This window comes from Nocardioides sp. Root190 (assembly GCF_001428565.1).
In the GTDB taxonomy this organism is placed as follows: Bacteria; Actinomycetota; Actinomycetes; order Propionibacteriales; family Nocardioidaceae; genus Nocardioides.
In genome coordinates, this window is record NZ_LMIA01000003.1 from 30,542 (window position 1) to 40,879 (window position 10,338).

The 10,338-nt window shown below is 70.3% G+C and carries 11 protein-coding genes; 3 read left to right on the top strand and 8 right to left on the bottom strand.

Translation table 11 applies throughout. From position 1 onward, the window contains the following. Positions 1 to 85: 85 nt before the first annotated feature. A complete protein-coding gene (locus tag ASE01_RS04055; RefSeq protein WP_056748756.1) occupies positions 86 to 649 on the top strand; it encodes a GrpB family protein in 564 nt (187 codons plus the stop codon). On the opposite strand, the gene ASE01_RS04060 is transcribed toward ASE01_RS04055, so the two are convergent. The 8 genes from ASE01_RS04060 to ASE01_RS24915 all read right to left on the bottom strand — a co-directional run bounded on the left by ASE01_RS04060 (position 630) and on the right by ASE01_RS24915 (position 8,487). Beyond that, positions 630 to 1,121: a hypothetical protein gene (locus ASE01_RS04060; protein WP_056748757.1), complete on the bottom strand. Its 492-nt coding sequence runs from the start codon at positions 1,119 to 1,121 to the stop codon at positions 630 to 632. The two genes, ASE01_RS04055 and ASE01_RS04060, sit on opposite strands and share 20 nt — an antisense overlap. Next, positions 1,118 to 2,341 carry a rod shape-determining protein RodA gene (gene rodA / locus ASE01_RS04065; RefSeq protein WP_056748758.1) on the bottom strand — a complete coding sequence of 408 codons (1,224 nt, stop codon included), beginning with the start codon at positions 2,339 to 2,341 and terminating at the stop codon, positions 1,118 to 1,120. Before rodA ends, ASE01_RS04060 begins: the two co-directional genes overlap by 4 nt. Before the next feature lie 7 nt (positions 2,342 to 2,348). After that, positions 2,349 to 4,466 (bottom strand): penicillin-binding protein 2, encoded by a 2,118-nt coding sequence (gene mrdA, locus ASE01_RS04070; RefSeq protein ID WP_157537079.1) that lies wholly within the window; start codon positions 4,464 to 4,466, stop codon positions 2,349 to 2,351. Then, a complete protein-coding gene (mreD, locus tag ASE01_RS04075; protein WP_056748760.1) occupies positions 4,463 to 5,053 on the bottom strand; it encodes a rod shape-determining protein MreD in 591 nt (196 codons plus the stop codon). The genes mrdA and mreD overlap by 4 nt, the downstream gene beginning before the upstream one ends. Next, positions 5,050 to 6,012, bottom strand: a complete 963-nt coding sequence (mreC, locus tag ASE01_RS04080; RefSeq protein WP_082605809.1) for a rod shape-determining protein MreC — start codon at positions 6,010 to 6,012, stop codon at positions 5,050 to 5,052. The genes mreD and mreC overlap by 4 nt, the downstream gene beginning before the upstream one ends. 6 nt (positions 6,013 to 6,018) lie before the next feature. Next, complete coding sequence (locus ASE01_RS04085) at positions 6,019 to 7,104, bottom strand: rod shape-determining protein (RefSeq protein ID WP_200958752.1); 1,086 nt, start codon at positions 7,102 to 7,104, stop codon at positions 6,019 to 6,021. A gap of 178 nt (positions 7,105 to 7,282) precedes the next feature. Beyond that, positions 7,283 to 7,693 carry a nucleoside-diphosphate kinase gene (ndk, locus tag ASE01_RS04090; RefSeq protein ID WP_056748761.1) on the bottom strand — a complete coding sequence of 137 codons (411 nt, stop codon included), beginning with the start codon at positions 7,691 to 7,693 and terminating at the stop codon, positions 7,283 to 7,285. A 32-nt stretch (positions 7,694 to 7,725) separates the two neighbouring features. Beyond that, entirely contained in the window at positions 7,726 to 8,487 is a 762-nt protein-coding gene (locus ASE01_RS24915; RefSeq protein WP_056748762.1) for a MerR family transcriptional regulator, read from the bottom strand. A gap of 202 nt (positions 8,488 to 8,689) precedes the next feature. Between ASE01_RS24915 and ASE01_RS04100 the strand changes: the two genes are divergently transcribed. After that, on the top strand, positions 8,690 to 9,490 hold the full coding sequence (locus tag ASE01_RS04100) for an MlaE family ABC transporter permease (RefSeq protein ID WP_082605810.1): 801 nt from the start codon (positions 8,690 to 8,692) through the stop codon (positions 9,488 to 9,490). After that, complete coding sequence (locus tag ASE01_RS04105; RefSeq protein WP_082605811.1) at positions 9,487 to 10,335, top strand: MlaE family ABC transporter permease; 849 nt, start codon at positions 9,487 to 9,489, stop codon at positions 10,333 to 10,335. Before ASE01_RS04100 ends, ASE01_RS04105 begins: the two co-directional genes overlap by 4 nt. Positions 10,336 to 10,338: the final 3 nt, after the last annotated feature.

Below are 10,338 nucleotides of genomic sequence, written 5' to 3' on the forward strand. Positions count from 1 at the left end.
ACCGCTGGTGGACTCAAGCCGATATCGCCCGCACCCTCGCCGGTCGGGCGCGAGGAGCACCCACGACGCGCGAGAGGATGAGCTCATGCGCGTGACCGTCCTGCCCTACGACCCCCAGTGGCCGCGGACCTTCGAGTCCATCCGGACCCACCTCGCCCACGCGCTCGACGCCAGCGCCGTCCCCCACCTGGCGATCGAGCACGTCGGCAGCACGTCGGTGCCGGGCCTGGCAGCCAAGCCGGTCCTCGACGTCGACGTCGTGGTGCAACGCGAGCACCTCGGGGACGCCATCGCAGCGCTGGTCTCCGCCGGCTACACCCACGAGGGCGACAAGGGCGTGCCCGACCGGCACTTCCTGCGCCACTCCCCTGACGACGACCTCGCCGAGGCGACCCGCCACGTGTACGTCTGCGTCGACGGCGCCCTGTCGCTGCGCAACCACCTCGCCGTGAGGGACACCCTGCGCGGCGACGCGCAGCTGCGCGACGCCTACGCCGCAGTGAAGCTCGACCTCGCGACGCAGGAGCTCGACGGCATCGAGGACTACATCGAGGGCAAGAACGACGTCCTCCAGCGGATCCTCGCCGCTGCGGGGATCTCGCCGGACGACCTCGGCCAGATCCTGGCCGTCAACCAGAAGCCCGCATAGCGACCTCGCGGTCGATCTCGGCGACGAGATCGGCGCGGAGCTCCTCGTGGGAGGGGCCGAGCCCGTGCCGGGCGAGGTCCACGCGCTGCTCCCAGTGGTGCAGTGCCGCCGGCCATCGGACGAGGTCGTCGGGTTCCCACTGGTAGCGGGGCGTGACGTGGGCGTGCAGGAAGGCGTCGGTGTTGCCCTGGATCTCCAGGTTGATCCGACGGAAGGCCGGGTCGCGGCGGGCGCAGACCGCCGCGACAGCACGGCCGAGCAGGGCCATGTCCGAGAGGAACGCCTCCTGGCGCTCCGTCGGGAGATCGATCAACTGATCGGCATCCGGGTCGTCGGTGATGAGGACGCAGTAGCCGGGCAGGTGCTGCACGTCGCCGATCACGGCGAACCCGGCGTCCAGTCGACGCAGCACCGTCGGGTTGGTCCCGGCGAGCGCCGAGCCGACCCGGTCGCGCCGGAAGTCCTCGCTCACCCGCGGACCAGGACCCGCTTCTGCGGGGCCAGCCGGGACGCAGGCGCCGAGAGCGTGCGCAGGTGGATGTTCTGCAGGAGTCCGACGGCGAGCATGCCGGCGAACATCGACGAACCGCCGTACGACACGAACGGCAGCGGGACGCCGGTGACGGGCATGATGCCCAGGCACATGCCGATGTTCTGGAAGGCCTGGAAGCCGAACCAGCAGGCGATGCCGGCGGCGGCGATGCGGCCGAAGACGTCATCGGTGCGGGTCGCGATCAGCAGCGTCCGCCACAGGACGATGCCGAGCAGGGCGACGACCAGCGCCGCGCCGGCCAGACCCAGCTCCTCGCCGGCGACGGTGAACACGAAGTCGGTGTGCTGCTCGGGCACGAAGCCGGACTGGGTCTGGGATCCCTCGAAGAGCCCCTGCCCGAAGATGCCGCCGTTGCCGACCGCGATCCTGGCCTGCTCGACGTTGTAGCCGGCACCCTTCGGGTCGAGGTCGGGGTTGGTGAACGCGAGGAAGCGATCGACCTGGTACTCCTTGAGGAAGCCGCTGACCACGGCGAACACCGCGAGCGAGACGCCTCCTCCAGCGAGCAGCCCCAGCCAGCGGCGATCGGCGCCCGAGGCCGCGATCACGCCGAAGACGGTGGCGGTCAGGACGAGCATCGTGCCGAGGTCCGGCTGGGTCAGGATCAGGACGGCGGGCACGGCGGCCACGACCAGCATCAGGAGCACGTCGGTGGTGCCCACCCGGTCACGCCAGCGGCCCTCGCTCCGTTCGGCGACCACCAGGGCCATGCCGACGACGACGGCGAGCTTGGCCAGCTCGGAGGGCTGGAAGGACATTCCGCCGATGATCAACCACGAGCGGGAGCCGTTGATCGTGGAGCCCATCACGAGCACGAGCACCAGCCCGCCGATCGCCATCAGGTAGGCGACCGGCGCGAGGATCCGCACCCAGCGGTGATCGGTCATCACCACCATCGCCATCAGGCCCAGCCCGATCACCAGGTTGATGACCTGCTTGACGAGGAACGCGCGGTCGTCGCCGCCGGTGAGGTCATCGCGCTCGAGGGTGGCCGACCAGATCAGGACGCATCCGATCAGCGAGAGCGCCACGACGGCGGCCAGCAGGATCCGGTCGATGTCGCCCCAGTGGAGCAGCGAGACCCGTCGGGACGCGGTCGTGCGGCGGGTGACGCGCGACGCCTGGATCCGGTTGCTCATCGGCTCATCACTCCTCGCGGGCGGGCGGCAGGATCGATCCGTCGTCGCCGAAGCTCGGCAACGACGCGGGCGGGGTGATGCCGGGGATCGCGGCCCTGGCAGGACGAACCTTGTCGCCGTCCACGCCGTACAACGACTCCCAGATCGCCCGGACGCCGTCACCGGTCGAGCCGGATCCGGTGCCGCCCTGGCTCATCATCATCACGACCACGTAGTCCTTGGTGTACGACGCGACCCAGCCGGTCGACTGCTTGCCGTAGACCTCGGCCGAGCCGGTCTTCGCCCGGATCCGGACGTCCTCGATCGGGAACCCGCCGAGCTTCCAGGCCATCGTGCCGCGCGAGGCGACGCCCTGGAGTGCCTCGTCGATGTAGCGCAGCACCTTCGCGGGCAGCGTCAGCTCGCTGCCCACGGTCGGCTCGATCTCGCGGATCACCTCGCCGTCGGGAGACACGATCGCCTTGCCCACCCGCGGCTCCCACAAGGTGCCGCCGTTGGCGATCGCGCCGTAGGCGCGGGCGAGCTGCAGCGGCGTGACGATCGTGTCGCCCTGCCCGATGGAGAAGTTCGCAGCGTCCGAGATCTTGTACTTCCAGCCCTCGATGCAGAACTCGCGGGAGAACTTGTAGACGAAGTCGGAGGTCTTCTTGTCCTGCGGCTTGTCGGCGATGCCGCAGTAGTAGTCCTTCATCGACTCGTAGTAGTCGAGCTTCCACTTGCGGTCCGCCACCCGGCCCGAGGCCTCGCCCGGCAGGTCGACGCCGGTCTGGTCGCCGAAGCCGAAGGCCTCGGCCTCCTCGACGAGCGGGTCCTTGGCGTTGACGTCGTCGGCGTCCGAGCCCGACTTCTGCCAGAAGTGCATCCCCACCTGGAAGAAGAAGGTGTTGCAGGAGACCTCGAGGGCACGGGCGAACCCGATCGAGCCGTAGGCGCCGGACTCGTGGTTGCGGAAGGGGCGGTTGCCGATCTGCACGGCCGAGGGGCAGCTGAGGATCGTGTCCCGCGAGTAGCCGTGGGTGAGCGCGCCCGCCGTCATGAACGGCTTCCACGTCGATCCCGGTGCGAACTGTCCCTGGAAGGAGCGCGCGAGCAGCGGCGTGCCGGCAGCCTCCGAGTAGAGCCGGTCGAGCTGCTTGTCGGTGATGCCGCCCACCCAGACCGAGGGGTCGTACGTCGGCTGGCTGGCCATCGCGATGATCCGGCCGGTCTTCGCCTCGAGCACCACGGCGGCTCCGGAGTCCGCCTCGAAGTTGCGCTTGGTGACCGGGTCCCGCGTCGCGCGCTGGGTCCTGATCATCCTGGCCAGCTGCGCCTCGACCACGCCCTGCACCCGCGCGTCGATCGAGGTGACCAGCGTGTCGCCCGGCTGCGCCGCGAGGTCCGAGACGTCCTGGCGGACCCGACCCTTCGAGTCCACCGCGACCTGCTGGTAGCCGGGCTGCCCGCGCAACCACTCGTCGTACTGCTTCTCCACGCCGGCGCGCCCGACGACCGAGGCACCGTTGACCGAGCTGTCGCCCGAACCCTCGGCGTCCTCGAGCTCCTCGGAGGTGATCGGGCTGAGGTAGCCGAGCAGGTGGGCCGCGTTGATGCCGTACGGCGAGGGGTACTGCCGCACGCTCTGCCGGTCCACGACCAGGCCGGGGTAGTCCTCGGGCTGCTCGAGGATGCGCAGCGCGGCTGCCTCCTCGACGTCGAGTGCGACCGGCACGGCCTGGTAGGGCGAGCCGTTCCAGCACTCCCCTGCCACGGCGTCGGCATCGCCGCACAGCAGCAGCTTCGCCTCGATCGCGGGGACCTTCATCCCGATCGCCGCGCTGGTGCGCGCAAGCACCTCGGCGCGGACCTCGGGAGCCATCTTGCCGAGCAGGGTGCGGTCCAGCGAGACCACCCAGGTGAGCCGGTTGGTGACGAGCGGGCGCCCCATCGCGTCGACGATGAGGCCTCGTTGCGGCTGCACGACGATCTCGCGGACCGACTGGGAGGCCGCCTGGCCCTGGTACTGCTCGCCGGAGACGACCTGCAGGTAGTAGAGCCGCGCACCGAGCGTCGCGAGCAGGGAGAAGACCAGCGTCTGGATGACGATCAGCCGCAACCGGCTGCGGTGCGAGGCAGCGGCCGTCACGTGCGCGCCCACAGGCCCTGCGGAGTGCGTTCGCCGCCGACGCGGCGGAAGACCCACAACGAGGCGGGTACGACGACCAGGGCGGCCACCGTGTCGAGGAGGAGCGCGATCAGTGCGACCGGCAGCAGCTCGCCCACCGAGGCCGCGGAGTCGGCGAGGAAGATCCCGCTGAGCGCGAAGACCGAGGTCCCGACGAAGGATCCGCCGGCGGCCGCGACGAGCACGAGCCCGATCGGCGGGCGTCGTACGCCATCGGGTTCGAGCCGTCCGACGTCGGCGGTGTTGTCGTGCGCGAGGCGCCCGATGACGTAGCCGACGGCCATCAGCGCCAGCGCCCAGCGACCGGCGACGTGGTCGGCCGGGGGCGCGAGGTCGAGCAGGAGACCGGCGAAGAAACCGGTCAGCATGCCGTAGCGGGTGTCGGTCACCAGCGCCGTCGCCACCACGACGAGCAGCACGAGGTCGGGGACGACACCGAGCCCACCGACCCGCCACGCGAAGTGCGGCAGGACGGTCACCTGGAGGAGCAGCGCGGTGAGCACGGCGATGAACACGGTGACCAGACGGCCACTGGAGCTGGTCCTCACGGCACGATCACGCTCCCGTCGGCCTCGATGGCGCGCGAGCTGCTGCCCGATGGAATGGCGACACCGACCAGGTCGAGCCGGGTGAAGTCGACGGCGGGCGTGATCACCGCGCGGTAGGTGGTCTCGCGCAGCGACTCGTAGACCTTGGCGACCTTGCCGATCGGCACGCCCGCGAGGTAGGGCACCCCGTTGTCGCTGCCCCACGTCACGATCTGCTGGCCGACCTTGGGCACGACGTTGCGGTCGGCGAGCTCCATCTCCAGCCGGTCGTCGGAGCCGAGGGTGCCGTGGCCGCGGACGAATCCGAGCTCGAGGCTGTCACCGATGCGGCCACCGACCGCCGAGGTCTCGTCGACGATCAGCAGGACGGTGGCGGTGTGCGCGGTGACGGAGGTGATCCGGCCGACCAGTCCGTCGGCGGCGACGACGGTCATGTCGGCGTGGAGGCCGTCGTCGGAGCCCGCGTCCAGGGTCACCGTGCTGGAGAACGTCTGGGCGGAGCCGATCGCGATCACCCGGGCCGGCAGCAGGGCGTAGCCGATGTCACCGGCCACGCGGCGAAGTCCGTCGAGCTGCTCGAGCCGCGCGGCGTCGTACCCGTTGTTGTCGGCGAGTGCCCGCAGGCGGGAGTTCTCGTCCTCGAGCGCCGTGATGTCGTCGCGGAGCGCGTCGTTGGTGCGCAGGGCACCCGGCAGGTCGGCGACGGGGCGTACGACGGCGGCCACACCGGCCTGGATCGGACCGACGACCTCGCCGATCACCTGGCGGACCGGCTCGATCGGGGAGCTCTCGCCGCCGGCCTTGTCGAGGACCATCAGCGAGGCGCAGGCCAGCACGAGCGCGACCACCAGCGCCCTCGGCGGGCGCCCGCCGGGGTCGTCGCCGTCGCGGCGCACGGGCGTACGACGCGTGGTGGAGGCCGGCTTCGGGGAGCGGACCGGACGGGTGTCGATGGCCATCTGCGCTCAGAACCGCCGCGGGTTGGAGACGAGGACCTGCTGGAGTGCTTCGAACTCCTCCACGCAACGACCGGCGCCCATGGCGACCGACACCAGCGGCTGGTCGGCGACGTGGACGGGCATCCCGGTCTCGTGCCGGATCCGCTCGTCGAGGCCACGCATCAGCGCTCCCCCGCCGGTCAGCACGATGCCGCGGTCCATGATGTCGCCGGCGAGCTCGGGCGGGGTCTGGTCGAGGGTCACCCGCACCGCGTCGACGATCGCGTGCAGCGGCTCCTCGAGCGCGTGCCTGATGTCGGCACTGGTCACGGTGATGGTGCGGGGCAGTCCGGTGACCATGTCGCGACCCCGGACCTCCCCCTCCGGCTCGCCGGGGCGTGGGAAGGCGGAACCGAGCGCGATCTTGACCTCCTCGGCCGTGCGCTCACCGAGCATCACGCCGTGTTCCTTCTTCATCCAGGCGATGATCGCGGTGTCGAGGTCGTCGCCCGCGGTGCGCACCGACAGCGAGGTCACGATGCCGCCGAGCGAGATCACGGCGACCTCGGTGGTGCCACCCCCGACGTCGACGATCATGTTGCCCGTGGCCTCGTGGACGGGCAGGCCGGCACCGATCGCGGCCGCCATCGGCTCCTCCACGACGTACACACGTCGGGCACCGGCCTGGTAGCCGGCCTCCTTGACGGCGCGCTGCTCGACCGGAGTGATGGAGCTCGGGACGCAGATGACCATGCGGGGCTTGGCGAAGTAGCGGCGCCGGTGCACCCGCGCGATGAAGTGGCGCAGCATCTGCTCGGTCGCCTCGAAGTCGGCGATCACACCGTCGCGCAGCGGGCGCAGGGCGGTGATGTTGTCCGGCGTACGGCCCAGCATCTGCTTGGCCTGGTGGCCGACGGCGATGACCTCGCCGGTCGTGTCGTTGAGCGCGACGACGCTCGGCTCGTCCAGCAACACCCCTCGACGGCGCACGTAGACGAGGGTGTTGGCGGTGCCGAGGTCGACGGCCATGTCGCGGCCGATGATGGAGTTCGCCCTCACGCTTCCTCGCAACGCGTCGCCGGAGAGCCTGACGGCCGCTCCGTTCGTACGCATCGGGGAAGCCGACCCGCTCCCCCTACCTGCAGGGAGTGCGTCGGGGAGACCACCGGGCGCACGATCCGACGACCTCCGCTTGCGAGCGTAAGGAGAAATCGTCGCTCAACCGCGCAGGCACGCCGGTACGGCGCGCCTCAGCAGTCACATCCGTCACAGCGGAGGGTGGTTCCTGCGCTCAGCCCAGCGCGGGGAACCACAACGCGATCTCCCGCGCGGCCGACTCCGGGGAGTCGGAGCCGTGCACGAGGTTCTCGCGGTTGGAGAGCGACAGGTCACCGCGAATGGTGCCGGGGGCGGCCTTGCGACCGTCGGTGGAGCCGTTGATCGCGCGGACGACCTCGATCGCCTCGTCGCCCTCGAGGACGAGCGCGACGAGCGGACCGCTGGTCACGAAGGCACGCAGCGGCGGGTAGAAGTCGCGCTCGACGTGCTCGGCGTAGTGCGCGTCGGCCTGGGCGCCGTCGATGTGGCGGTGCTCCAGGGCGACGATGCTCAGCCCCTTCGCCTCGAACCGGGCGAGCACGTTGCCGACCAGGCCACGGCGGACCGCGTCGGGCTTGAGCAGGACGAGAGTGCGTTGGGTCACGCGACTGACCCTATCGGCCCGTCCGCGCCGGGTCAGCCGCGGTCGAGCGAGCGGGTGATGACCTTGTTGGCGGAGCGCTGGAAGCCGCGCACGATCGCCTCGAGGGTGAGCCGGCGCAGGGTGCCGATCGTGACCTCCAGCTGGGCGGCGTCCTCGCGGCCGTGGCTTCGATCACGGCGCCACGGCTCGACGACCTCGTGGTGCAGCACCCGGGTGAGCTCCTCGGCGAGTGCGGCCATGTGACGCTCGATCGCCTCGCCCGCGGCGCGCATGCCCTCGACCGGGATGTCGACCTGCAGCAGCTCGACGGCGACGTCGAAACCGTGGACGGGCGTGTAGCGGACGCCGCCGCCCTCACCCTCGGCGCGGCGCAGCAGGCCGAAGTCCTCGATGAGCGTGACCTCGTCGTCGGTGAGCTTGCGACCTGCGTGCTGGTCGAGCTGGCGCCGGGTGAGCTCCTGCGGCTCGCCGACGGTCCACGAGGTGAGCATCGCGCGCTGCACCGCGAGGTCCTCGACGCCCGCGTCGACCGGGACCGAGGCGAGGTACTTCTCGATGGCCTGCAGGGTGAAGCCGTGCTCCTGCAGGGCGCGGATCATCTCCAGCCGGGCCAGGTGCGTGTCGTCGTACCACGCCATCCGCCCACGGCGCGCCGGCGGCGGCAGCAGCCCGAGGCTGGCGTAGTAGCGCGTGGTGCGAACGGTCAGCCCCGCCGCCGAGGCGAGCTCGTCGACCGTGCGAAGGGTCTCGCCTTCAGCATCGTTGCCCGGATCAACTCCCACTGCGGCGGTCATGACTGTCACAGTACGACTGTCATCTCGATCACGCAACGCCGGGGCATCACCCGATCTCAGGCTGGAATGGGCCGCCGTCGCGAGCCCGTCGAAGTTCGGGCTTGACGTACGTCACACGTGAGTGGACAGTACGGGTGTGACAGTGTCACTGTCATTCTCAAATCGTCGTGCCAGCACGACACCACTGACCGCAGGAGGGCCGATGGCGTCGAGCAGCGTCCTGCCGGCTCTGCGCCGACCGATCGCCGAGACGCTGGCGACCCTCGACTTCGGTCGACGCGTCTTCGTCGCGATGGGCCGGTCCCTCAGTGCACGACGCTTCCCGCTGGCCGAGGCCGTCGTCCAGACCTGGTACGCCATCCGGGTCTGCACACTGCCGGCGCTCGCCGTGTCGATCCCGTTCGGGATCATCCTCGCGCTGCAGGTCGGCGTGCTGGCCCAGGAGGTCGGCGCCGTCGCGTTCACCGGCGCGGGCAACACGCTCGCCGTCGTGCGTCAGGCATCGCCCATCATCACCGCCCTCATGCTCTCCGGCGTCGCCGGATCGGCGATCTGTGCGGACCTCGGCTCCCGCAAGATCCGCGAGGAGATCGACGCGATGGAGGTCATGGGGATCTCGGTCATGGAGCGACTGGTGGTGCCGCGGCTGATCGCGATCGTCGTCGTCGCGGTGTTCCTCAACGGCATCGTCATGTTCTTCACGATCATGACCACCCTCTCGATCAGCGTCGTGCTCCAGGACCTCCCGCCCGGCAGCTACCTCGCCTCGGTGACCACGCTCGCCCAGGTCTCGGACCTGTGGCTCTCGCTCACCAAGGCCGCGGTCTTCGCGATCATCTGCGCGGTGGTGGCGTCGTACAAGGGCCTGGGCGCCGCGCGCGGCCCGACCGGGGTCGGCGAGGCCGTCACCAGCGCGGTCGTCACCAACTTCGTCCTCCTCTTCGCCGCCAACTTCGCGATCTCCCAGATCCACAGCACGTTCGCCGGGGGGCCGATCGGATGAGCCAGTCCTCCTCGGCCATCGACCCCATCGAGATCGTCGACCGTGCCGTCGTCGGTCCGTGGGCCGGTGTCGGCCTGCAGATCGTGCTCGCCTGGCGTGCCGTCGCCGGTCTCCCGATCGCCGTGACCCGCTACCGCGGCGAGATCGCGCGCATCCTCGCGGAGGTGACCCTCGGCTCCGGCATCTTCCTCGTCGGCGGCGGCGTGGTGGGGGTCGTGCTGCTCCTCTCGACACTGACCGGCACCGAGGTGGGCCTCGAGGGCTACCAGGGACTCGACGTCATCGGTCTCGCTCCCCTGACCGGCTTCATCTCCGGCTACGCCAACACCCGCGAGCTCGCCCCGATGGTGGCAGCCCTGGGCTTCGCGGCCCGGATCGGCTGCGGCTTCACCTCACGGATCGGCGCGATGCGGATCAGCGAGGAGATCGACGCCCTCGAGGCGATGGCGATCCGCCCGATCCCGTACCTCATCAGCACCCGTCTGGTGGCCTCGTGGATCATCGTCCTGCCGCTGTTCCTGATCGGCCTGGTCGGCACCTACGTCGCCACCGACTTCATGGTGACGACGTTCTACGGTCAGTCCGCCGGCACCTACGACCACTACTTCCGCACCTTCGTCGCCCCGATCGACGTCTTCTACTCCGCGATCAAGGTCGTGGTCCTGACGACCGTCGTCACCCTGATCCACTGCTACCACGGTTTCACCGCGAGCGGCGGCCCCGAAGGCGTGGGCCGCGCGACGGGCCGCGCGATCCGGGCCAGCATCATCTCGCTCACGATCGTCGACATCATCTTGACGCTGCTCCTCTGGGGCGCCGATGCACAGGTCCAGATCTCAGGGTGAGCC

Excerpts from the sequence above, each read along its gene's own strand:
- ASE01_RS04055 (WP_056748756.1), top strand. The coding sequence starts at position 86 with ATGCGCGTGACCGTCCTGCCCTACGACCCCCAGTGGCCGCGGACCTTC.
- rodA (WP_056748758.1), bottom strand. The coding sequence starts at position 2,341 with ATGAGCAACCGGATCCAGGCGTCGCGCGTCACCCGCCGCACGACCGCG.
- mreC (WP_082605809.1), bottom strand. The coding sequence starts at position 6,012 with ATGGCCATCGACACCCGTCCGGTCCGCTCCCCGAAGCCGGCCTCCACC.
- ASE01_RS04085 (WP_200958752.1), bottom strand. The coding sequence starts at position 7,104 with ATGCGTACGAACGGAGCGGCCGTCAGGCTCTCCGGCGACGCGTTGCGA.
- ASE01_RS24915 (WP_056748762.1), bottom strand. The coding sequence starts at position 8,487 with ATGACCGCCGCAGTGGGAGTTGATCCGGGCAACGATGCTGAAGGCGAG.
- ASE01_RS04100 (WP_082605810.1), top strand. The coding sequence starts at position 8,690 with ATGGCGTCGAGCAGCGTCCTGCCGGCTCTGCGCCGACCGATCGCCGAG.
- ASE01_RS04105 (WP_082605811.1), top strand. The coding sequence starts at position 9,487 with ATGAGCCAGTCCTCCTCGGCCATCGACCCCATCGAGATCGTCGACCGT.